This window comes from Shewanella inventionis, from assembly GCF_019931735.1.
In the GTDB taxonomy this organism is placed as follows: Bacteria; Pseudomonadota; Gammaproteobacteria; order Enterobacterales; family Shewanellaceae; genus Shewanella; species Shewanella inventionis.
This window is the reverse complement of record NZ_CP082926.1, coordinates 306829-328578: the sequence shown is the minus strand read 5'-3', so window position 1 is coordinate 328578 and position 21750 is coordinate 306829. Positions and strand designations below refer to the sequence as shown.

Annotated in this window: 23 protein-coding genes and 1 pseudogene; 11 read left to right on the top strand and 13 right to left on the bottom strand. The window is 43.6% G+C overall.

Translation table 11 applies throughout. The features are described 5' to 3' along the window. Positions 1-4: 4 nt before the first annotated feature. Positions 5-1243 (bottom strand): annotated as a pseudogene (locus K8B83_RS01565) (efflux RND transporter periplasmic adaptor subunit). Between the two features lie 397 nt (positions 1244-1640). Here K8B83_RS01565 and K8B83_RS01560 point away from each other — a divergent pair. Then, positions 1641-2261: a TetR/AcrR family transcriptional regulator gene (locus K8B83_RS01560; protein WP_223419025.1), complete on the top strand. Its 621-nt coding sequence runs from the start codon at positions 1641-1643 to the stop codon at positions 2259-2261. A 165-nt stretch (positions 2262-2426) separates the two neighbouring features. Here K8B83_RS01560 and K8B83_RS01555 read toward each other — a convergent pair whose 3' ends face one another. Then, the gene (locus tag K8B83_RS01555; RefSeq protein ID WP_223419023.1) at positions 2427-2681 is read right to left on the bottom strand and encodes a hypothetical protein; all 255 of its coding nucleotides are present in this window, start codon (positions 2679-2681) and stop codon (positions 2427-2429) included. A gap of 39 nt (positions 2682-2720) precedes the next feature. Next, the gene (locus K8B83_RS21685) at positions 2721-2999 is read right to left on the bottom strand and encodes a type II secretion system protein (RefSeq protein ID WP_398410034.1); all 279 of its coding nucleotides are present in this window, start codon (positions 2997-2999) and stop codon (positions 2721-2723) included. Positions 3000-3121: 122 nt separating this feature from the next. Here K8B83_RS21685 and mog point away from each other — a divergent pair, with 122 nt between their 5' ends. Further along, positions 3122-3655: a molybdopterin adenylyltransferase gene (gene mog / locus K8B83_RS01545; protein ID WP_188738988.1), complete on the top strand. Its 534-nt coding sequence runs from the start codon at positions 3122-3124 to the stop codon at positions 3653-3655. 315 nt (positions 3656-3970) lie between these two features. Further along, entirely contained in the window at positions 3971-5404 is a 1434-nt protein-coding gene (locus tag K8B83_RS01540; RefSeq protein WP_223419021.1) for a diguanylate cyclase, read from the top strand. Between the two features lie 65 nt (positions 5405-5469). On the opposite strand, the gene K8B83_RS01535 is transcribed toward K8B83_RS01540, so the two are convergent. The 4 genes from K8B83_RS01535 to K8B83_RS01520 all read right to left on the bottom strand — a co-directional run bounded on the left by K8B83_RS01535 (position 5470) and on the right by K8B83_RS01520 (position 9273). Beyond that, positions 5470-5694: a hypothetical protein gene (locus K8B83_RS01535; protein ID WP_188738990.1), complete on the bottom strand. Its 225-nt coding sequence runs from the start codon at positions 5692-5694 to the stop codon at positions 5470-5472. 104 nt (positions 5695-5798) lie between these two features. Next, complete coding sequence (locus K8B83_RS01530) at positions 5799-6932, bottom strand: ABC transporter permease (protein WP_188738991.1); 1134 nt, start codon at positions 6930-6932, stop codon at positions 5799-5801. After that, positions 6932-7666, bottom strand: coding sequence for an ABC transporter ATP-binding protein (locus K8B83_RS01525; protein WP_188738992.1), 735 nt, complete (start codon positions 7664-7666; stop codon positions 6932-6934). The genes K8B83_RS01530 and K8B83_RS01525 overlap by 1 nt, the downstream gene beginning before the upstream one ends. 2 nt (positions 7667-7668) lie before the next feature. Further along, a complete protein-coding gene (locus tag K8B83_RS01520) occupies positions 7669-9273 on the bottom strand; it encodes an alpha/beta hydrolase (RefSeq protein ID WP_223419019.1) in 1605 nt (534 codons plus the stop codon). Between the two features lie 94 nt (positions 9274-9367). On the opposite strand from K8B83_RS01520, the gene K8B83_RS01515 reads away from it, so the two are divergent. The 6 genes from K8B83_RS01515 (at position 9368) to K8B83_RS01490 (ending at position 15255) form a co-directional block, all read left to right on the top strand. After that, the gene (locus tag K8B83_RS01515) at positions 9368-9745 is read left to right on the top strand and encodes a GntR family transcriptional regulator (protein WP_188738994.1); all 378 of its coding nucleotides are present in this window, start codon (positions 9368-9370) and stop codon (positions 9743-9745) included. Positions 9746-9782: 37 nt separating this feature from the next. Continuing rightward, positions 9783-10652 (top strand): ABC transporter ATP-binding protein, encoded by an 870-nt coding sequence (locus K8B83_RS01510; RefSeq protein ID WP_223419017.1) that lies wholly within the window; start codon positions 9783-9785, stop codon positions 10650-10652. Further along, entirely contained in the window at positions 10649-11941 is a 1293-nt protein-coding gene (locus tag K8B83_RS01505; protein WP_223419015.1) for an ABC transporter permease, read from the top strand. The genes K8B83_RS01510 and K8B83_RS01505 overlap by 4 nt, the downstream gene beginning before the upstream one ends. Positions 11942-12092: 151 nt before the next feature. After that, entirely contained in the window at positions 12093-13886 is a 1794-nt protein-coding gene (locus K8B83_RS01500) for an AMP-dependent synthetase/ligase (RefSeq protein ID WP_223419013.1), read from the top strand. A gap of 114 nt (positions 13887-14000) precedes the next feature. After that, the gene (locus tag K8B83_RS01495; protein ID WP_188738998.1) at positions 14001-14789 is read left to right on the top strand and encodes a lipase family protein; all 789 of its coding nucleotides are present in this window, start codon (positions 14001-14003) and stop codon (positions 14787-14789) included. Positions 14790-14847: 58 nt separating this feature from the next. Beyond that, a complete protein-coding gene (locus K8B83_RS01490; protein WP_223419011.1) occupies positions 14848-15255 on the top strand; it encodes an acyl-CoA thioesterase in 408 nt (135 codons plus the stop codon). Between the two features lie 19 nt (positions 15256-15274). Here K8B83_RS01490 and K8B83_RS01485 read toward each other — a convergent pair whose 3' ends face one another. The 3 genes from K8B83_RS01485 to mtnC all read right to left on the bottom strand — a co-directional run bounded on the left by K8B83_RS01485 (position 15275) and on the right by mtnC (position 16941). Beyond that, the gene (locus K8B83_RS01485) at positions 15275-15532 is read right to left on the bottom strand and encodes a GNAT family N-acetyltransferase (protein WP_188739000.1); all 258 of its coding nucleotides are present in this window, start codon (positions 15530-15532) and stop codon (positions 15275-15277) included. Between the two features lie 45 nt (positions 15533-15577). Further along, on the bottom strand, positions 15578-16000 hold the full coding sequence (locus K8B83_RS01480) for an acyl-CoA thioesterase (RefSeq protein ID WP_223419009.1): 423 nt from the start codon (positions 15998-16000) through the stop codon (positions 15578-15580). Positions 16001-16260: 260 nt separating this feature from the next. Then, positions 16261-16941, bottom strand: a complete 681-nt coding sequence (mtnC, locus tag K8B83_RS01475; RefSeq protein WP_223419007.1) for an acireductone synthase — start codon at positions 16939-16941, stop codon at positions 16261-16263. 201 nt (positions 16942-17142) lie between these two features. On the opposite strand from mtnC, the gene K8B83_RS01470 reads away from it, so the two are divergent. Together K8B83_RS01470 and K8B83_RS01465 are read left to right on the top strand one after the other, a co-directional pair. Then, on the top strand, positions 17143-18354 hold the full coding sequence (locus K8B83_RS01470) for an alpha/beta hydrolase-fold protein (RefSeq protein WP_223419005.1): 1212 nt from the start codon (positions 17143-17145) through the stop codon (positions 18352-18354). Positions 18355-18488: 134 nt separating this feature from the next. Further along, entirely contained in the window at positions 18489-18728 is a 240-nt protein-coding gene (locus K8B83_RS01465; protein WP_188739003.1) for a YdcH family protein, read from the top strand. Positions 18729-19102: 374 nt separating this feature from the next. Here K8B83_RS01465 and K8B83_RS01460 read toward each other — a convergent pair whose 3' ends face one another. The 3 genes from K8B83_RS01460 to K8B83_RS01450 all read right to left on the bottom strand — a co-directional run bounded on the left by K8B83_RS01460 (position 19103) and on the right by K8B83_RS01450 (position 21646). After that, positions 19103-19600, bottom strand: a complete 498-nt coding sequence (locus K8B83_RS01460) for a GNAT family N-acetyltransferase (RefSeq protein WP_223419986.1) — start codon at positions 19598-19600, stop codon at positions 19103-19105. Further along, the gene (locus K8B83_RS01455) at positions 19597-19869 is read right to left on the bottom strand and encodes a type II toxin-antitoxin system TacA family antitoxin (protein WP_223419003.1); all 273 of its coding nucleotides are present in this window, start codon (positions 19867-19869) and stop codon (positions 19597-19599) included. The genes K8B83_RS01460 and K8B83_RS01455 overlap by 4 nt, the downstream gene beginning before the upstream one ends. A gap of 109 nt (positions 19870-19978) precedes the next feature. Beyond that, positions 19979-21646 carry an amidohydrolase gene (locus K8B83_RS01450; RefSeq protein WP_223419002.1) on the bottom strand — a complete coding sequence of 556 codons (1668 nt, stop codon included), beginning with the start codon at positions 21644-21646 and terminating at the stop codon, positions 19979-19981. Positions 21647-21750 lie beyond the last annotated feature (104 nt).

The following is a 21750-nucleotide window of genomic DNA, read 5'->3' as shown; positions in this document are numbered from 1 at the left end:
TTCCTTAGCCTTGAGTTGCTTCATCAGCAATTTGTGCTGTAAGCGGCTGATTATCAAATAGTAACTGTGCTTGATGCAGCGCTTCTATTTGGCTGCTATCGGCCATATCGGTCAATTTAGGGGTAATGGTTACGTTAGGACGCACTTTTTGCAGGCTGTTAACCACAATTTTGTCGTCTGGTTGTAAGCCGTTAGTAATAATGCGTAAACCGTGAATTTTTTCGCCTAAGGTTACACCGCGGTATTCAAGGGTGTTTTGCTCGTTTACCACTAAAACGTATTTATTGCTTAGGTCGGTAAAAATGGCTTTGTCGTCAACCAAAATACCTTGATAAGACGCGCTGCCTGCAATGCTAATACGTGCAAATAAGCCCGGCATTAACATGTTGTTTGGGTTGGCGAAGCTGGCTCGTACACGAATAGTACCGGTTTGTTGGTTAACGGCGTTATCAACAAAGTCGATCACACCCTAGTGGGTAAACTCGGTTTCATTGGCGAGAGCCATTAATACTGTGTTGTTACCTGAGCGTGGATCCTGGCGCTTATTTTCGCCCGATAACGAAGCATATTTAAGGTACGTTTGCTCGTCGATATCAAAGTAGGCATGCATATTTGCCGTTGAAACCAAGCTGGTGAGTTGGGTTTGTCCCGCTGTTACATAGTTACCTGCGGTTTCGTTGGCGTAAGACACGCGGCCAGAAATGGGCGCGGTAACCTGAGCGTATTCAAGGTTTAATTTTGCGCTGGTTAATGCCGCTTTTACCGATGCTACAGCTGCAGCGGTTTGATGCATTGTGCTACGGCGAGTGTCAATTAGCTCTTCAGACACGGCTTGTTGACTAAACAATTTATTGGCACGGTCAAAGTCGTTTTTAGCCAGTTCATGTGCCGATTTTGCACTGGTGAGTTCAGCTTGAAGACGCTCCACTTCTGCAGTAAAGACTTTGGCGTCAATGGTAAACAGCACATCGCCTTTGTTTACGAGTGCACCTTCTGTAAAGTTTACCGACTCAATGTAACCCGATACGCGCGGTACTAGGGTGACTTCTTCTGGCGCTTGTAGGCGTCCGGTAAATTGATCTCATTCGGTAATGCGCTCGTGCAATACGTTAGCAACATTCACTTCAGGGGCGGCAGGTGCAGCACCAGCTTGTTGTGCTGCAGGTTGTTGCCCACAAGCCACTAGCAGTACTGCCGTTAGGCTGACTAACAAAGTAGATTGAATTGATTTAAACATAGTCATGTTGCTGTCCTCTAATCAATAGCGTTTATGTCATTTAACAGGCTATTGGTTGCGTTACTTTTTTGTCTGTGGCTAGGTTTTTGTACCGACTGGTATAAATTGTTCTGTACCGAACGGTAATATATAGATTAAAATACCCCTGTCAATGTATTTTGTACCGATGGGTATTAAATTATTTTGACCAGACATTCATTTAGTGTGAAGATGAGTCATTGCGCAGAAAGTGATGTGTTTTGCAGCAGAACGACAATGTTGATGAATCACTCATTTTGTGATTACTCTGCAAACAATGAATACGACTTGTGGTTTAATAATGCGCTATGAAATGCCCCAAAAGTGAGTATCTTAAGTCAATGTTAAGATCATCAGGGGTTCGTTAATATATGAGGTACGACTTATGACAACATCAAAAGCCGCTTGTGTTGGTCGCCCACGTGGGTTCGATATCGACTTGGCGTTAGAGCAAGCGCTTAATGTGTTTTGGCGTAATGGTTACGAAGGGACTTCTTTAAACGAACTCACTGAAGCTATGGGCATTAAAAAGCCCAGTCTTTATGCTGCCTTTGGTAATAAAGAACAGTTATTTTTTAAAGCCATCGACTTATATGAAAATCGACCAGACTCGCTATTTAATATTGCGTTTCAGCACGAGCATGTTGCCGATGTTATTCGTGGATTATTGCTTGGTGCAGCAACTCAATTTACCGACTGTAGCCATCCACAAGGTTGTGCGCTCATTAACAGTACCCTGTCATGCAGTGAGGCGAGTGAGTCAATTAAGCAAACAGTATTAGCGCGTAAAGCCAAACATAAACAGCGGTTAGTGGACCGATTTACGCAAGCGAAAACCAGCGGCGAATTACAAGCCGGTTGTGAGCCAGAGGTATTGGCAAGTTTGATGACCACCTTGTTTCAGGGATTTTCGATGCAGGCGTCAGAAGGTGCAAGTGTTGATGAGTTGCAACAGGTTGCTGCCATGGCTGCTGAAGGTATTTTAACGGTTTGCGTTAAGCGCTAATGTTTTATAAGTTTTCAGCTTTAAACGTCTAAAGCTTTAAACGCCTATAAGCCTTAAACGTAAGCATGGTTGTAAACTCAACATAAGCATTGGAACTGATACTGCACGAGTCATGGCTGGCAGTATCAATGCTTAAGCTTTTTGCGGTTCAATATTGCGGGGAGATTAACAGCCGCTGGTGGTTAGGCTGTAAAAGGCAGGTTCAGTTTGAGATGAGTCAACGTTGTAAAGCAAATTACAGCTGTCAAAGGTAGCAAATCCTTTCGGTACAATGTACATAGATTTTCCGCCAAGTACGTTGAATATTCCCCAATCTGCGGTAATCGTATCATTTGCATCAACCACTACTTCAAATGATCCATCAAGCACTAATGCAACATTAGCCCCAAGAGGCGTTATGTATCCTACAGTTGTACTCACAGCACTAGCATTCAATGTCACCGAACCTGGCTCGAGTTTTTATTGACCAGCCAATACGGCTTTTGAATACACCAAGGTATTAGCCGACTTTAATGCACCTTGTAAGCCATTTAAATTGGCAATGACCGCATCACTTTTTAAGTTTATAAACTTAGGCGCGGCGACTACCGCTAAAATCCCTAAAATAATAATCACTACCACTAATTCAATGAGGGTAAAACCACGTTGTTGTTTTTGCATAGTAAAATCCAATGTTTGATAGCTGCGGTCAGTATAAATAGTTGCTTGGCTGATGTCATTGTTTGAGGCGGTTTGCATTTATGGGGCTGCAATTTTGTGATGTCGATGTTTTTTGGTAGATTAGCCATCTATAACAGCATTACTGATTTAACCTCAACGCGAACCGAGGTTAATCACCCCACAATTAGGGAAAGATTACCATGAGCAAAGCAAAAATCGGCATCGTGACAGTAAGCGATCGTGCCAGCGCTGGCATTTATGAAGACTTATCAGGCAAGGCCATTATTGATGTATTAAATGAGTATTTAACCTCAGAGTGGGAACCTGTGTATAAGGTGATCCCAGATGAGCAAGATGTGATTGAAGCGACCTTAATTGATTTGGCCGACAATCAAGATTGCTGCTTAATTGTTACTACAGGCGGCACTGGCCCGGCAAAACGCGATGTGACTCCAGAAGCGACAGAAGCTGTGTGCGACCGTATGATGCCTGGCTTTGGTGAATTAATGCGCGCCGAGTCATTAAAGTTTGTGCCAACGGCAATTTTGTCGCGCCAAACTGCGGGACTACGAGCTGATTCGTTAATTGTGAATTTACCGGGCAAACCTAAGTCTATCCGCGAATGTTTAGATGCAGTGTTTCCCGCCATTCCGTATTGCATCGACCTAATGGATGGTCCCTTTTTAGAGTGCGATGAAGCGGTGATTAAGCCGTTTAGACCTAAAGCGAAGTAAAAGCTCATTTAACGTTACTCAACCAGGCCTTCAGTTAAGTTCTTAGTTTTAATGGCCTGGTTCTTAGTTGGGTAAAGCTGGTCCTATTTGCTATGATGATTGACAGATGTTCACCATATCTAGGCTATTTAGGTACTACACTGTGGATATCGGTGTAAACGGGGACTTAGCTATATGACATTAAAACGCTTCTCGCTTTTTTTGCTCTCCTCTTTATTTGCCTCCATATGTTTCTTGTTGGCGAGCATTTATTACTTTTTTTACCTCCCAGGCATTAAGGCTGAAATTCTTGATCAACAGCAGCAAGAGTATAATTTGTTGCATTCAGCATTGTCTTTGTCGAAAAATAGCCTAACGACGCTTTGCTACGATTATGCAGTTTGGGATGACCTCGTTGAATATGTTCACAACCCGACGGATGAATTTGTACAAAGTAATATGCCCGACAATGCATTTGAGGCGGCAAATATCGATGCGGTTTTATTAACTGATCTAAATAACCAGCTTGTGTGGGAGTATCAACACGAGTCATTGCTTAACTCGAGACAATCGTTAATAAACTTGATCACTCAAGGGAGTACTGGCCTTGTTAATATATTGCCTTCATCGGCAGAGATAGCGTTGCAAAAAGTGTCTAGTCGTAGCGGTTATTTAGTGCTTGATGGACAGCTTATTTACTATAGTAACACGACTATTTTACCTTCTACCGCAACAGGGGAGATAGTTGGCAGTTTAACCATGATACGTTTGTTAGATAAGGCTCTGGTTAATGACATTAGCCGATATTCTTTGGTGAGCTTTTCTATTACGCCAGCCTTTAAAACATCGAATGAAATAGATGACTTTTTTAGTTTAAAACTAATTGACAGCATCAGCCCTTCTCACAGTTGGTTAATAAGTAATGCGTTTGATAATCAAGCGGTCCAAGTGACTCTTAAGCATAAAAAAACGTCATTGCCTCAGTTAGATTGGTTAGCGGTTATTTCGCTGGTACTGGCTGCGATATTGATCATCTCATTGTCAATGATGATGCTTTCAAGATGGTTAATATCGCCTTTAATTCGATTCAATCAGAGTATTAACGACTCATCTAGTGATGGATTAATGAGCAAAATAACCTCCCATCATTTAATTGATGAAATAGAAAATATGTCTTATTCATTCAATCAGTTGTTGCTAAAGTTTAATGCCCAGCAAAATTATTTAGAAACATTAACCGTGCAGGATGCGCTTACCGGTATAACAAATCGCCGAGGACTTGAGACGTTTGCTAAAGACATTATGTTACGTTGGCATACAGAGCAAAAAGGCTTTAGTACTATGATGATAGATGTAGACCACTTTAAGGCTTTTAATGACCAATACGGACATTTAGCCGGTGACAATGCTTTGGTTGCTGTGGCGACAAGTCTTGCTGAGCAGGTAGCAGGTTATGACGCGCTAGTTGCTCGGTTTGGCGGAGAAGAGTTTTGTATTATTTTTGCCGAGAACGACTCCGGCACACTATTGAAAATAGCTGAAAACATATGCAAGGCCATTGAGCAATTGCATATTCCCAATAAAGTCGGTAATCGCCATTGGGTAACAGTAAGTATTGGGGGTGTGGTGGTTAACACTCTGGTTGCTGATGCAGCAAAGTACCATTTTAGTGATGTGTTGCAGCAAGCTGATGAGCAGCTTTATTTAGCTAAGCTGGCTGGGCGAAATACCGTTAAATTGCAGCTGTTTGCGCCAATTAAGAATCATTAGCCGAATGAGGTTAAGTATTCGGCCAATGATTGATATTTGTAATGGCATAAGCGTGGTTGCGAGCGTCACAGCTTTTTAAACTGTTGCTTTAAGTCAAAGTCGCTTTCGGTCACGAGTTTTTCTAGCACTTGAATGCGTTCAATCAGTGCCTGGTTTTGCGCTTTAATGTCTGCTAATCCATCGGCTTCAGCTTTTTGTTTATGCCTTAAATAGTGTTTAAACATTTCTGATGCTGTGGTGCCCACAACAATGATAAATACCAATGCGATAATTGCCATATCTTCGTTCATGATCACTCCTTAATTGCCTAACTTTGCATGATGTCCAGCCTTAACGCTTAGTTGGCTAAGGCTGGATGACTCTTAGCTGGTTGTATCAGCTGTTGTTACAACACTTATAAACCAAAGACCACTTTTTCACTTTTTAATGATTTCTCTAATCCTACTGCCAATGCTATGGCAATGATTAACGTGGCTACCGATGATACGATTAACTGCATCATTGGAATTTCACGGCCTTTAATAAAGTCCATTAATGCTTGCTGCTGACCCGATACCGGTAACCATTGCAATACATCTGGCGCAATGTTGTAACTGGCGGCCATTGACAGTGCCAGCGGTACAAATAGCACCATGGTTAAGTATGACTGCGCCTCTTTAAAGGTTTTGGCCATAAACGACACATACAATTGCAATGTTGCTGCCATTAACGCCACCGGAATACCGATTAACAACATTAACCCCATAAAATCTTGGCTGATGTTGACGGTAAAACCGATTTGTTGCCAAGGTACAAACGGATACGCCACCTTAGATACCAGCAAGATTAAGACTAACCCTAGCAGCGCAAAGCAGGTCACCGCGATAATTTTGCCTAACACTAATTGGCGGGTGCTCATTGGGTGACTCAGTAGTAACGCCAGCGAATTACGTTCACGCTCTCCAGCGCTGGTGTCGATTGCCAGGTTCATGCCTGAAATAAACACCGAATACATCATGGTGAAAATGGCCAAACCTAAAATCATTCCGCCTTTTGAGTCAGCTGTGGCCTGGTCTTGTACGTTGATTTTGATTGGCTGAGTAATGCTTGGATTAATGCCTCGTGCAATAAGACGAATACTGCCCATTTCAGCACCGTAAGCTTGAAGTTGGCGCTCGAGTCGCTGAATCGATTTTTGCAGCTTTTCGTCTGAATTATCTGCAACTAATAGCACTTCTGCCTGCTTGGCCTTTGCCATATTGGTGGCGTAATCGTCACTGATGGTTAAGGTGATTTTATTTGCTTGCTCATCGTCAGCATGGTTAATGCCGTTATTGCTTAAATAACGCACGAGATCGGGGGCGTTATTGGCGTTTTTAATGTTGATGTTTAAGTCTTCTGGGCTAGATAATTGACCAATTAACACCATAAATAGGCCACACATAATTAGTGGCGTACCTATGGCATAATAAAGGCCTGCCATGACTGATCGTTTGTCGCGTGCCGCATCGATAAGCTCTTTGCGCACCATTGTGAGTATCATTTTCATTATGCTGCAATCCCTTCGTCTGTACCGATAAGTTCGATAAATGCATCTTCTAGTGAGTCTTTGCCCGTTTGCTGACACAGTTCGTCAGGGCTACCAATAGCGACCACCTTGCCGTTTGCCATTACAATTACGCGGTCACATAAGGCGGCAACTTCTTGCATGACGTGGCTTGAAAACAACACGCAATGCCCCTGTGCTTTTAGTTGCAATAAAATGTCGCGCAGTAAACGAGTGCTCATCACATCAAGCCCTCGGGTGGGTTCATCTAAAATGATGTTACTTGGCTGATGTACTATGGCTTGCGCCAATGCGGTTTTCATCCGTTGGCCTTGCGAGAAGCCTTTGCAGCGACGGTCGCTGATGTCTTCAAGCTTTAATTGCGCGATGACCTTGGCGGTTGCCTCTTTAGCTTGTTTGCGTGACATGCCGCTGAGCTCTGCAAAAAAACTAATGTACTCGCGCGGTGTAAGGCGTTCGTACAACCCAAATGGATCTGGGAATAACCCTAATTGCTTTTTAGCGCCTATTGGGTCAATCGCGACGTCAATGTCATCGACCGTTGCCGTGCCTGAGTCTGGCGTTAGTAAGCCAAACAGAGTGCGTAAACAGGTAGTTTTACCGGCGCCATTTGGGCCAAGTAATCCGGTGATTTGGCCGTTTTCAGCACTAAAGCTTAAATTGTCTAACGCCTGCACATCGCCAATTTTTTTGGTTAAGTTTGTAACAGTAATCATGACTATTCCTTATCTTCAGCTGTTTTTGCTGGCGCTGTTGTGTCGGTTTTGATTTCGGTGTCGTTTTTAACAATCGGTAATGCTTCTACAGTGTTGGCATTAAGGTAAAAGCTGCGGCGTACGTCTTTTTGTAGGCACTCGCCGTTTATGTCCTTCAATGAGCCTTGATCAACTAATTGTGCGATTAAATCATTGCCGCAGCTTTGATAGGCCACGCCGTGAGTGGCGTAAGGGGCAATAAGATGCTTTGATTTTGTGAGCTTTTCTTGTGCCATTGCGCCCCAGTTTGGGGGAGTGGCTGGGTCCAGTTCTCCTGAGAGTAATAGCGTTGGGATATCACTGTCGATTGGCTGGCCAAAGCTGTCATCTTCTGCTGGTATTGGCCAGGCTTCGCAGGTTTTAACTAGGCCATCTAACATGCTGCCTGCGATATAAGATTCTTTAGCGTCTTTACGCATTTGCTCAGTGATGCGGTGAATATCTTCACCGCAGACAACTGTTGAATGCATACCTAGCGCGATGCCTGTGCTGTCGGCGGTTAATGCGTAAATACCGAGTATTGGCTGATAATTACCATTTGCGGCTTGATGAATGGCATGTGGGATAAGCGCTCGAATATTTGGCATGTACATTGCCATTCGAATTGCTCCAGTAAATTTACTGCGAGTCAGTAAAAACTCCGTTAACTCATCAGTTTGTGGGTCACGCACTTGTTGGCTAATTGGGGCGTTAGCAAGTTGTTGGTCGACTTTATTGTACTTGTCGACTAAATCAGGAAACTGTTGCTGACACTCTAGGTTACTTTGACAGTCACGCCACAAAACATTGAGCCCGCGCTCAATGGAGCTACCAATAGCGATTAAACTTTGTTGCATTGGCACAACTCCGTCTAAGGTGACTGTGGCTAGTGCTTCAGGGTAATGGCGCATGTATAGCTGTGCCATACGTGACCCATATGAAATGCCATATAAATGCAGTTTGTTGTAACCTAAAAATTGGCGTACAGCCTCAAAGTCTTTTACCGCGTTATTGCTACCATATTGAGTAACATCGGCCTCAATTGAGGCGAGACAGGCTTCGGTCATCGCTACTGTGTCGAGTTCGCTATCATTAATGCTGAGAAATGACATGTTTTCATCGTCACAAGACAATAGGTTAGATTGGCCTGTGCCGCGCTGATCAATCAGTAAAATATCGCGGTTTTGGCGCACTTTAGTCAGCATGCGGTTAAATCCAGCGGCATTTTCAATTGCCGATTGGCCGGGACCACCAGATATGGCGAGTAAAGCTTCATCTGGATGGGTATTTTTAATTGCAGGCAATATTGCAAAGTGAATATCGATTTGCTTACCGTCAGCTAGCTTGGGGTTTTCAGGTACAGTGATTTTGCCGCACTGAAGCTGTTCGTCCATGCCGTCTAAATAACACGTTGCTGTTTTAGCGGACGCAGCCACTGGCGTGTCTGTGGGTTCTGCACTGCTGTAATTAGCCACTAATATCGCGGCAGCAACCGCTACCCAGCGACTCACTCGAGTTGCCGACTGGCATAAACCTAATACGCCTGATTGTGCGATTGAGGTGGTATTGGCACACTTCCTGTTTGTCATCGGAACGTTTCCTTTTTGCATTTCATGACGATTATGATACCTTAACACTTAGTGTATGAGTGTATCAATGTATTAATACAGTTGCTAAAGGCTAATGTTAGAATTACTAAATGTCAACCCCAGTAGTGGTGAACCCATTTATCGACAATTGCACGATCAAATTGTGCGCTTAATTGTTGGTGGCCAATTGCAGCCTGAAGATGTCCTCCCTTCAGTGCGCCAATTGGCCGAGCATTTGGCGGTCAACCCCATGACGGTGTCGCGTGCAATGCAGCAACTTGTTGATCAAGGCTGGGTTGAGCGGCGTCGTGGTCAACCGTCATGTGTTGCCGCCAGAACGTCTGCAAACACAGCGTCTGGTAGCAGTTTATTAGCGCCGCAGCTCAGAGCATTAGTTGAACAGGCACAACAATTAGGTGTTGATTACGACGAGTTACAGCAGCTGCTAAAGCAATCTTGGGATCAAGAATAGCCGTCATTTAAGCTAAATTTTGGTAGGAATATCGAACATGGAAGCCGAAGAACAACCCGTTTTACAGTTTAATTCAGTTAATAAAATCTATAGCACGACAGATCACGCTGCCGCTGGGCATAAAGTATTGAGTGATTTGTCGATGACACTTTACCCTGGCATGGTGGTGGGATTATTAGGCCAAAATGGTGCGGGTAAATCGACTCTAATGCGTTGTGCGCTTGGCATTGTGGGTATCGATAGTGGTCACATCAATACTCTGGGCGAATCGCCAGAAAACCTTTCTGTTGAAGCAAAACAGTGCATTGGCTATGTGCCACAACAGCCTTTTGGATACGAAGGTTTTACCATAGATAAAGCATTAGAATTACATCGCAGCTTTTACCCCAATTGGGACATCGCCTTAGAACAAGAGTGGCTAAAACGCTTTGATTTAGATGTGACTCAAGCCGTACAAAAATTGTCTGTGGGTCAGCGCCAATCGTTAGCCTTGATCATGGCGATGGCGTATCGACCAACGCTATTGTTGCTCGACGAACCCGTTGCTAGCCTCGACCCAATTGCTCGTCGCCAATTTATGGGAGACCTGTTTGATCTCGCGCTCGACTCTGGTTCGGCGGTATTGTTTTCATCGCACATTACTTCAGATTTAGAGCGTGTAGCCAGCCATGTAGCACTCATCAAAAAAGGCGACTTAGTGCTGTTTAAAGAAATTGATGCCCTGCGTGAAGAGGTAAAATTACTCACTCTTAACGACGAGACCAAACTACCTGCAAGCTACAGAATATTAAGCCAAACCGGCCAAACCGTGCTGGTGGACACCCAGGGTAACTCGGAGGTGATAGCAGGTGTGCAAAGTGAAAAATCGTTAAATTTAGAACAGTTATTTATGGAGCTGCACCGATGAGTGCGCTGCCAACTCAAGGAAAACAAGCCACATGGCGTAAACCCTATCAGGGGATGTTGCGTATGTGGTTATATGACTTAGGTAGTGTCAGTTTTTTGGGCACGAGCCTGCTTGGGTTAGTGCTTGGGCTTGCGCTGTTAATTAGCGGCAAAACTGAGGTGGTTAGCCTGGTTTTTTCAATGGCCAGTGTTTCAGCGGCAGCCAGTATTGCCTGGCAGTTAAATCGTTTAGTAGCGACCGAGACCAGCCAATTAATCCCAGGTTATCAAGCAAATGTATTGCAACAGGCGTTGACTATAGCGCTGGCGGTTATTGGGTTTCAGGTGTCGGCTTGTGTGATTTTTGCAGCATATGAAGTAATAGCGCAATTGTGGTTAGCCGTTGCGGTTGGGCTTGGATTTGTGTGGCTTTGTTTGTGGCGCAGTCATTATTTTCATTTATCGTTTGCGCTGTTTATTGCGGTGCCATTTTTAGATGAACTCTCTTCTCGTTTGTCGCTATGGGCCAGTTTAATGATTGTTGCCATGCTGTTTTTCCGTGTGATTAGCTTGTGTCGGCAACTGCACTGGAATAGCGATGCGCGGGTGGTGTACCTCAATGCCGTACAAATGGGCTGGATGTGGTTACCAAGCATTAAAGGCGTCGCGTGGGTGGGTAAATTTGAGCGCCTGTTTCATCCAATGAATTTCTTTATTGGCCCTGTGTTAACCATGATGATGCTAGCTCTACCTGTTATCGCTATAGGCTTAATGCTCTTTTCGTGGTTGCTTGATTTCGATTTGCCTACCGTGTTTTTAATTGCTCAATTTTCAGTGATCAGCTGCGCGATTATTCATTGGAGCCGTATTCAGCGCTGGCGTGCCACCGAAACCTTATTTTTATTGCCTTGTTACAGCGGGTTAAGTGGGATGAAAGAGGCCTTTTTCCACAGTCAATATCGTTTTATTGTGGCAATGGTACTGCTAGTTACCTGTTTTGGGGGGCTTAAATCTTTGTTTGAGCAACAACTCAGCCTGATGTTTTTAGTTCACTTAAGTTTAAGCACCTTTTGGGGTTGTGCGATTATGCTCGGAACAGGTTCCGCATGCCGCAACAGCCAACAAGCGACTGCGGCAATGTTAGTGGTGTTTGCACACTCGATAATCGTATCGATGAGTTTTGCTGCGCTAAGAGACGGCGACAGTGTTACCCCGTGGCTATTGTTGGATATTCCACTTACTTTAGTGGGTGTATTGACATTAATTTGGGGTAAACGACAGCTTTGGAGGTATGGCGTTACTGTGGCTTAAATATCGGTTTGCTGATACTTGTGTTCAATAAGTTTAGTTTGTAAAAGTGATGTTAATCGCACAAATAGAGCAAAAGCTCTTATGATTTTTTTAAGCTTAAGGTAGAATGCAAAAAAGCGGAACACCTGTAAGCTTAAAAGGTCACGATTAAATGTCACTAAATCAATATCACGTTGTAAAACTTCTGCAACAGCAAAGTCAGTCTTTAGGTAGCAGTATTGCCCTAGAAGGCTTTGAAATGCTTGCGCCATGGCACTCAGTGACTTGGGATCAATTCAATGCATTGACCGACTCGGTGGCGCAATTATTGATTGAGTTTGGCTTACAAGTGCAAGACAAAATCGTGATATTGTCGCAAAACTGCCCGCAGTGGACGTGTGCCGATATTGGTGCACTTAAAGCGCGTAATGTCGTGGTACCTGTTTACCCAACCAGCACACTTGAACAAGCGGTGTTTATTGTTAACGATGCTCAAGCTAAATTAATTTTTGCTGGCGATCAGCAGCAATATGACATGGCTTGTAACATTGCTGCGCAAGCTGACTGCGTGCAACACATTGTGGTGTTTGATGCTAAGGTGACCTTACGAGCCGACAATCACCTGCATTTTGACTCGCTATTAACCGCACAATTTAATCCAAGCGTAACCCAAGAATTAACCAGCCGATTAGCCAATACTGATTTGGATGACTTGCTCACGCTGATTTACACCTCAGGTACCACAGGCAACCCAAAAGGGGTGATGATCGATTACCGCAATTTTGCCTCAATGATTAGCCAACATGATCAAAAACTGCCTTTTACCGCCGGCGATGTGTCATTAGCCTTTTTGCCGTTAAGCCATGTGTTTGAGCGTGGATGGAGCATGTATGTATTGTGCCGTGGCGGTCGAAATGTGTATTTAAACGACACCAATAAAATTAAACAGGCGCTTGTTGCGGTTAAGCCGCACACTTTATGTGCAGTGCCGCGCTTTTTAGAAAAAATTTACAGTGCAGTGCATGATAAAGTCGGCAAAGCACCTAAAACACGCCAAGCATTATTTGCTTGGGCGATTAACGTCGGTAAGCGCCAATTTGAAGTTAGTCAGGGCCGTGCTAAGCCAAGTTTATGGTTAAGTGCCCAGTGGCAGTTGGCTAATAAATTGGTTTTTACCAAGTTGCAGCAAGTGCTTGGCGGCCGGCTAAAGTTTATGCCTGTGGGCGGCGCAGCGTTGGATGTAAATGTTGGCGGCTTTTTTCACAGTATTGGTGTGCCAGTGTTGTGTGGGTATGGCATGACAGAAACGTGCGCGACGGTTACCTGTAACACTTTGGACAATCGTGTGCCAGGTTCAAATGGTAAACCGTTAGAGGCCATGCAAATCAAGCTGGGTAAAGACGATGAGATTTTAGTGCGTGGCGACACCGTAATGCGCGGGTATTACAATCGCCCCGATGACACCGCCGAAGCCTTTGAAGACGGCTGGTTAAAAACCGGTGATGCAGGGCGTATCGATGAGCAAGGCAACTTATACATTACCGACCGCATTAAAGAGTTAATGAAAACCTCTAACGGTAAATACATTGCCCCGCAGCGCGTTGAAGGTAAAGTGGCTTGTTGTCCTTTTATCGAGCAGGTGGCTATTATTGCCGATGCACGCAATTACGTGTCAGCCCTTATTGTGCCGGCATTTGAAGCATTAAATGCTTGGGCAATCGCGCAAGGTATCCATGTTGAGAATCCGATTGAATTACTACGCCACTCACAAGTGGTCGCGCATTTTGAGCAGCGCTTAATCGAGCTGCAACATGAATTAGCAGGCTTTGAAAAAATTAAAAAATTCACCTTATTGCATGAAGCATTCTCGATGGAGTCTGGACTCATTACGCCGACATTAAAGCTACGTCGTAAAATGATTTACAGCAAATATCACCATGAAATTAATGCCATGTATAGCAACTAATCATTGCGAAAAACGTTAACAATAGAGCGCCGTTGAGCGCTCTTTTTGTTTTTCACTGAATTGTCATCTGTTTGTCTTATGCTCAATGCGGTGTTATCTGGCAGGCCACAGGATTTGAAAAAGCTTAAGCGCTACCAATATGAACGTTATGCAGTGCTCTGTAAGGTAACGTATCAAACCGACTTTGATCCGCAAAGTTTGGGGTTCTCAACTGATAATTATGCCGAAATAGCCAATCGTTGGGGGCATATTTGTGCGCGGGTGTTGTGGCGCGATGATCACCCAGAGGTGCTGGTGGTGTTTAGGGGGTCACAAACGGTAAATGAATGGTTAATTAACTTACTGTGTATGCCTAAAGTAAAGCAATTTAGTCATTGTCGTTACCACGTGCATTATGGTTACGATTATTTATTAGAGCAGATGAGTAATCCTACCGCGCCCAATTATCAAGCTGATCAAAGCATTTTTCAGCGGCTACATGCTATTGTCAGCCCACTGATTTTATTGGGTAAAAGGGTCACGTTAACGGGGCATTCATCGGGCGGTGCCATGGCGATATTGGCCGCCGACAGGTTAGAGCGCCAATACACTAAATCAATAAAACGCGTAGTGACATTTGGTCAGCCAGCACCGGGTTTTGGTAGTTTTCAGCGCCAATATTTACTGCACAGGCGTACCTATCGAATTTGTTGTGGCGTTGATGTAGTGACATTTTTACCGCCACTGCCGGGAATGTTTCATCACGTTGGGCGGATGCTTTGGTTACATAACGAGCGTATATACGACAATATCTCGCCTGTTAAACGCTTTTTGTTGAGTTTTGCCAGTTGGCTATTGTCGCCATTTGCTTCGCATTACATGCACAAATACATTCGCGATAAAGATTTTTTTGATGACCTGTAGCGAGATGTGTCGTTAGAATGGATGAATACCCATACATTATAATAATAAAGGATTTATTGTGGCAGACACTCAATTTAGCATGACTCTTAAACCACGTTTTTGTGAAACCGATGCACTAGGACACATTAATAACACCGTTATTCCGGTGTGGTTTGAAGCGGCGCGTGAGCCGATTTTTGATATTGTTAATCCAGGGCAAGATTTAACCAAGTGGAACATGATTATTGCTGGCTTTACCATTGCCTTTACTGCACCAACTTACTACGGCACGGAAGTGACAGTAAAAACCCACATTAGCCGTTTGGGTAATAGCAGTTTTGATATTTTACAAAGCTGTTGGCAAAACGGCAAAAAAACCGCCGAAGCCACCACCACCATGGTGCATTACAATTATAACACTGAAAAAAGCGAACCATTAAGTGATCTTGTGCGCCAGCAATTAGCGGCGGTAACCGGGCCAGCTTAATGTGTGGGCGGGTAACTCATTAAGATAAAAATTTAACCACATAACTGCAGCTGGCATTAATAGTTAAGCCTTCGCTTTTAGCCCATGCCAGCCCAGTACGCACTAACTTTTCAGCAATGCCTTTACCGCGTAACTCTGGTGGCACAAAGGTGCGATGAAAATCTATATTTTTGCCCGTTAAATGGTATTCAAGCAGGGCTTGAGCACCGTTAATATTGACTACAAAACGATGTTGTTCGGCCTGGTGCGCTACGGAGACAGTATCTTGGCTGTTCATTTTGTGCCCTCTAAGCGTTTTGGTTTAAATGTTCATTGCTCAAACTTACTGATGTTTTGACAGGGCGGCAAGTAATTCAGGCGTGAGTTTGGCCTTTTGTCCGGTTTTAAAATTAAACATCACCACTTTAGCCCAGCCAATGGTGGTAACCGCTTGCTGTGCTTTGCTAAACACTGTGTAGTGCATAACAAAACGGTCTTGTGTGATGTCGCTGATTTTAATGCCAACAATGATTGAGTCCGGGAATGTTAGCGGGCGCTTAAAGCGGGCGTTAGTCTCACTGAGCACAGGTCCAACACCTGTGGTTTTTAAGTCGGCGAGCATGTTTATTTGATTAAAAAAGTCGAGACGCGCGGTTTCAAAATATCGAAAATAGACAGCATTATTAACGTGTTGCAGTGCATCCATTTCTCCCCAGGCAACTTGTATATTGGTGCTAATAGAGTGTGTAGCTAAAAAGTCTTCCATGGGATACCCTGTATAATAAAAGTTAAACACTTGTTTGAAATCATCGTTAATTTACCAGCCGCAGGCTGGTACAACAAGGGTTATAGTGTTTAGCCTGTAAACCAGAAAGGAATTTATTTTGCCAAAACTGACATGACTTAGCGCACCTGGTGTATGGTTTTCTTCTTGCTAGGCGGTGTTTGTGGGTTATTCTTGGCTATTGGCGAAAATAAAAAACGACCATCAAGGTCGTTTTTATAGGAAAGTGTTGCCAAAACAGATTAGTCGAATTGTAATTCGTTAAAGCTGGTCACCGTTTGGCATTTGGCTTTAACCTGCTCAGGAAAACGCAACATTTGGCAGGTTGTCATTCCGGCAGAAGCCGCCGCTTTGAGCTCTTCTGCTACATCAGACACAAACAAAATTTGTTTTGGCTTTAAGCTAATCGTATTGCAAATATTGCAGTAGGCTTGCTTGTCTAATTTGTTACCTGTGCGAGTGTCAAAGTGGCCACTAAATGCACTGGTTAAATCTCCAGAGTCTGAATGACTAAACAGCAGTTTTTGCGCTTCAACAGAGCCAGAAGAAAAGCTGTAAATGCGGATGCCTTTTTGGGTAATGCGTTCAATCGACTCAATAAAGTCTGGGTAAATATGGCCAGTAAAATCAACGCGGTTATAGCCTTGCTTCCAAATTAATCCTTGCAAGGTTTTTAGTGGCGTCACTTTACGGTCTTCATCAATCCATTGTTGTAAAATTTCAGTCACTCGTGCCAAAGAGGCATCGGGTTCAAGGGCGATATCTTTTACATCGCTTATACAGCAATCGACCAAAACATTGTGCTGGTTTTGCTCAAGAAACTCGGCCATTGCAGTGCGTGAATATGGAAATAACACATCCTGAATAAAGTTAAGATCGGTAGTGGTACCGGCGGTATCAACGATGATAGCTCTAATACTCATAAGATTTGTGACTCCCAAACAATAAATAAACTTACCATGATCCTATGCTTTATTGGCCACTAAGGCTAGTGCTATTGATGATATAACGCCTAGGCTTGGCGACTTTTAGTACAAGTTGTGAACTAGATTTAGTTAATGCTAAATTGCCTTGTACTGCTAGCTCTGTTAGGTTCATAAAGTATACAAAACAAGGATGAAAATATGGTAACTGTACTTAACGACTTTACGGCTAAGGGGTTGAATTTATGTAAAGGAATCCTGTTTGTCTGTTCGCTGCTACTGACTATGGTTGTGGTAAATGCCTATGCAGTAGATGCGCCGCGCATAGCAGCATTTGTGCAACCTAAAACCGATATTCTCAGTGTTAACTCAAGCACATTTAATGCCAATGCCGACTTTGTCGTGAGCCTACCTAATGGTTATAGCGAGTCTGTTGATAAACGGTATGTGGTGTTATTGGATCTCCATCCTCGAAGTCACCTTTATTTAAGCGGCATGCACGATTGGATGAGCCATAACGGTGGTTGGCCGTGGTTAGAAACCATCATTGTTACCGCGCCAAATGGCCATGAGGGCTTAGGTAAGCTGAAGGTCGCAGCAATAGAAAAGCAAGGCGATCAAACGTTATTGGATTTCTTTGAACAAGATTTATTGCCAGCCATTGATAAACGTTACCGCACCAATGGATTTCGAATTTTTAATGGTTTTACTGGCAACGCTGGATTAGTGCTACACAGTCTTATTAACCGACCTCACTTATTTAATGCCTATATTGCAGCCAGCCCTGTGTTATCAGAAGATTTTGCATACGTACTTACAGATGCACCTAAAAAGCTTACCAATATGCAAGGCACGCCACGCTTTTTATTTATGACAACCAGTGACAGTGATTTTGAGCAAAGGCAGCTCGAGTCTTTTGCGATACTCGAAGAGATAATTAAGACCCATGCCAATAGCAAACTGGACTATCAAATTAAACGCTTTGATGGCAGCTATTATATGACACAGCCCATAATCGCTACCGCGTTAGGTATCGAGATGATATTTAATGACATACATACAGTGTTGCCGGTAACTTCTGAGGTATCCAAACAAGGCACAAAGTCAATTTTGGCTCATTATAAACGCCTGACTAATGAGGTTTATGGTTTTGAAGTACCAGCGATTGATTCGTTATTAGCGCTGGGTGATAGTTTGGTTAGCGCTAGCCCAGCGCAAGCAATAGCCGTGTATCAAGACACGTTAAACGCCTATCCTAAGGCTCATACCGCGTATCATGCGTTAGCTATGGTTTATGCCAGTACAGATGAACTTGCAAAAGCGATTGAAGCTGAAAAACAAGCCTTAGCTAATACTGACCATCCTTTTTATCAGCGCAAATACACTCAACAATTAGCGGTATTTCAGCAGTGATAATCATCAAATAGAGTTGAGAATAATTGGGTGTGTTGAGTATTTTTATGAGTTTAGCCCCAGATATAACCATAAGGATAAATATAGTCTACCCTTAGAACTGCTTAATACTGCTAACTGTAAAGGAGTGAGATATGTTAGGTGAAAACCATGCGTTGTTAGTTGATTTTCCGGAGTATACGCTGACCATTTTAACGTTGACGGCTGATGACACTGTGTTTGCAGAAAATGCTCGTCGTTACCATGAATTAGATACAGAGATCCGTAAGCTCGAATTGAGAAACTCACCGACAAGTGATGAGTTTATGCATCAAGCTAAGCATGAGCGGGCAGTGCTTAAAGACAAACTTTATTTACAGTTTTCTAATACGTAGGTTTCTTTGCAGCGTGTTGTCGATAGTATTTTTCGTCTTCCCGACAGTGTGCGTTAGCCTGGATCCAAATGTAATTTTTGTCGTTTTGTTATTATTATCATGGCGGCACATTGCCCATACCGGACTAAGAGGAAACCAGCGGCTGTTTCCTCTTTCTTTTATAAAAAAGCATTGCCCCAACCGCTAATACTACATTATTCCAATTGATTGAAATTGAATAATAGAGGCGATAATTTCTTAACAACGCTTGAGCAAGCGTTGACGGTTTGTAACCTGCTTGGATCATCTTGTTATAAAGAGCTTATGCCATGTCTAATCCGTGAAGTGATACATTCTTGGCTCTAAGTTTTTCAAGCTATCTCAAGCCACTCAAACTAGTTCAAACTCGCTCTTACATCTGCGATGGTGATGAACAGTTTGTGTTCTGCATCTTGAAATGCCTGGAAACCATAGCGTTGATAGAAGTGCTTTGCGCCATCTTTTGCGTCAACAATCACCACAGGGAATGCTACGCTGTCACTCGCAGTGAGCAACTTTTGCAATGCATCAATAAGTAACCATTCACCAAACCCCTGGGCTTTGTAACGCTTATCTACTGCTAAGCGGGCGATGAGGCCGCCTGAGGTTGAAGATTGATATTTTTTTTGTAGCTTATGTGGCAGGGCTTTTATGTCTATCGGGGTCATTGTTAATGTATAAAAACCGATAATATGAGCGTTATTGATATCATCTTCTAAAACAAAGGTTCTGGTGTTGTCTTTTTTAGCTTGCTGACTCGCCATAACTTTCAAGTAGTTATTAAGTGCGTCACTGCCACAGTTAAAGCGGTTTCTATCGTGTTTTGCCTTATCTAACAGTACCGTATTCATTATTGGTTTTTGCTTTTATAACGTTCAGAAGCCGCTTGTAGATTTGAGTTTGCGGTTGCTGGGCGGTCTAGGGCTTCCATAAGTAAAGTGGCATCAGCTTGATTAAGCTTTAACGTTTCTTCACGTTCAATCACTTGTTTGGCCTTTTCGATTGCAGCATTTAACATAAATGAATTAATGCTCGACATGCCAGTAAGCGCCGCGGCTTTCGATAATAAATCTTGGGTGTCAGCATCAACTCTAGCGGTGATGCGAGGTAACGTAGCTGCCATAATATTCTCTCTATTTGTGCCAAAGTGTCACATAAGCATTATGTGGTTAAATTGCTCAAAAAGCAATCTGCGTGTCACTTTGGCACATAAGGAAATAGATTGAGAAGCTCTATTCCTCTCCTTTCACAAACACCTGACGGCCGTTTACCCAGGTGGCAATAACCTTGTTTTGCCATATCTGTTGTGGGTTTATTGCAAAGTAATCGTCCTCAACCAAAATAAAATCTGCTTTTTTACCTGACTCTAGTGTACCCAGTAACTGCTCTTGGTGGCCGGCATAGGCTGCGTCGATAGTGAAGCTTTTAAGCGCCTCTATGCGGGAGAGCTTTTCAGTTGCTAGCCAACCGTCGAGTGGTTGATTTGCATGATCTTGACGTGTTACCGATGCGTGCAGGCCAAAGAATGGGTTAGGGGATTCAATCGGGAAGTCGGAGCCATTGGCAACAACAGCATTGGCATTTAACAGTTTGCGCCATGCATAAGCTCCTGCAAGTCGCGCTTTGCCTAAACGGTTTTCAGCCATGTTTTTGTCGCTGGTGGCGTGAGTAGCCTGCACTGAGGCAATAACCCCAAGTTGAGCAAAGCGTGGAACATCGGCTAAATCAAGAATTTGTGCATGTTCGATACGGTGGCGCAATGCTTTGGAGTCGGTTGCGGCAATGGCCGTTTGGTATTTATTAAGTACTACCTGGTTGGCGTTGTCGCCGATGGCGTGGGTATTAACCTGAAATCCGGCTTTCATTGCCTGTAAAATCAGTTTGCCTAATTGCTCATCTGAATAGAGCATTAAGCCTTTGTGGCCGGGTTGGTCAGAGTACTCTTTAATTAACGCTGCGCCGCGACTACCTAACGCCCCATCGGCAGATATTTTTACACTGTCGACTTTAAACATGTTATCAGCAGTGTTGATATGGCCTTGCTTCAATATGGTATCAAAACGAGGGTCTTCAACCGACAGCATACCATTAACGCGTACACTCATAGCATTGTTAGCTGCTAATTGTTGATAGGCACTAATGTTGTTAATGCTGATACCCGCATCGTGAACGCTGGTTAAACCGTATGAGGCTAAGCTGTCCATCGCCAGAGTTAACGTAGACTCGAGCTGCTTCTGATTAAGATCGGGAATGATGCTAAACACTAAGTTCATTGCATTGTCGATTAACACTCCGGTTGGGTTGCCATGCTCGTCCTTAACGATTTCACCGCCTTCTGGCGAGACGGTGCTGGCTGAAATACCGGCAAGTGCCAATGCTTTGCTGTTAACCCAAATAGCGTGGCCGTCAACTCGTCCAAATGATACTGGATTAGCAGTAAAAACGTTATCTAGCGTTTCTTTTGTTGGGAATTGTTTGCTGTCCCACAACTCTTGGTTCCAACCTCGGCCCATTAACCAGCTGTCTGTTGGATTTTTTTTAATGAAAGCTTGCGCACGTGCAACCGCATCTTGCTCGCTTTTGCTACCTGTTAAATCGGCGGTTAATAAACTTAAGCCATAACTGAGTACATGCCCATGGGCGTCGATTAACCCTGGCAGTAAGGTTTTGCCTTTACCGTCAATGGTAATGATATCTTTGGTTGTGGGTAAAGCCTGGTCTTTGGTGAAAAGTCGGTCGATTTTATCGTTGGTGAACTGAATTGCATTAAAGGTGTGTAATTTACCGTTAACTAAGGTGTAGCCGTTAACATCATGCACCAATGTGGTTTGCGCGAAAGTGCTTGCACTTAAACTGCAAACACCCAATGTAATCAACAGTGTTAAATACCCTTTTTTCATTATTTTTATCCCTTTATGCGACTCATTAATCCATCCTATTTAATGTTAAATAATGGTTAATGGCAAGGGCTTGGTTAAAGAGGTTATCGCTTAGTCGGGCTAGG

Bases quoted from the DNA above. Each gene is read 5' to 3' on its own strand.
- K8B83_RS01455 (WP_223419003.1), bottom strand. From the start codon at position 19,869: ATGGCAGCTACGTTACCTCGCATCACCGCTAGAGTTGATGCTGACACC.
- K8B83_RS01470 (WP_223419005.1), top strand. From the start codon at position 17,143: ATGGTAACTGTACTTAACGACTTTACGGCTAAGGGGTTGAATTTATGT.
- K8B83_RS01520 (WP_223419019.1), bottom strand. From the start codon at position 9,273: ATGACAAACAGGAAGTGTGCCAATACCACCTCAATCGCACAATCAGGC.
- K8B83_RS01450 (WP_223419002.1), bottom strand. From the start codon at position 21,646: ATGAAAAAAGGGTATTTAACACTGTTGATTACATTGGGTGTTTGCAGT.
- K8B83_RS01500 (WP_223419013.1), top strand. From the start codon at position 12,093: ATGTCACTAAATCAATATCACGTTGTAAAACTTCTGCAACAGCAAAGT.
- mtnC (WP_223419007.1), bottom strand. From the start codon at position 16,941: ATGAGTATTAGAGCTATCATCGTTGATACCGCCGGTACCACTACCGAT.
- K8B83_RS01560 (WP_223419025.1), top strand. From the start codon at position 1,641: ATGACAACATCAAAAGCCGCTTGTGTTGGTCGCCCACGTGGGTTCGAT.
- K8B83_RS21685 (WP_398410034.1), bottom strand. From the start codon at position 2,999: ATGCAAACCGCCTCAAACAATGACATCAGCCAAGCAACTATTTATACT.
- K8B83_RS01480 (WP_223419009.1), bottom strand. From the start codon at position 16,000: ATGGAAGACTTTTTAGCTACACACTCTATTAGCACCAATATACAAGTT.
- K8B83_RS01515 (WP_188738994.1), top strand. From the start codon at position 9,368: ATGTTAGAATTACTAAATGTCAACCCCAGTAGTGGTGAACCCATTTAT.
- K8B83_RS01525 (WP_188738992.1), bottom strand. From the start codon at position 7,666: ATGATTACTGTTACAAACTTAACCAAAAAAATTGGCGATGTGCAGGCG.
- K8B83_RS01505 (WP_223419015.1), top strand. From the start codon at position 10,649: ATGAGTGCGCTGCCAACTCAAGGAAAACAAGCCACATGGCGTAAACCC.
- K8B83_RS01530 (WP_188738991.1), bottom strand. From the start codon at position 6,932: ATGAAAATGATACTCACAATGGTGCGCAAAGAGCTTATCGATGCGGCA.
- K8B83_RS01485 (WP_188739000.1), bottom strand. From the start codon at position 15,532: ATGAACAGCCAAGATACTGTCTCCGTAGCGCACCAGGCCGAACAACAT.
- mog (WP_188738988.1), top strand. From the start codon at position 3,122: ATGAGCAAAGCAAAAATCGGCATCGTGACAGTAAGCGATCGTGCCAGC.
- K8B83_RS01465 (WP_188739003.1), top strand. From the start codon at position 18,489: ATGTTAGGTGAAAACCATGCGTTGTTAGTTGATTTTCCGGAGTATACG.
- K8B83_RS01510 (WP_223419017.1), top strand. From the start codon at position 9,783: ATGGAAGCCGAAGAACAACCCGTTTTACAGTTTAATTCAGTTAATAAA.
- K8B83_RS01535 (WP_188738990.1), bottom strand. From the start codon at position 5,694: ATGAACGAAGATATGGCAATTATCGCATTGGTATTTATCATTGTTGTG.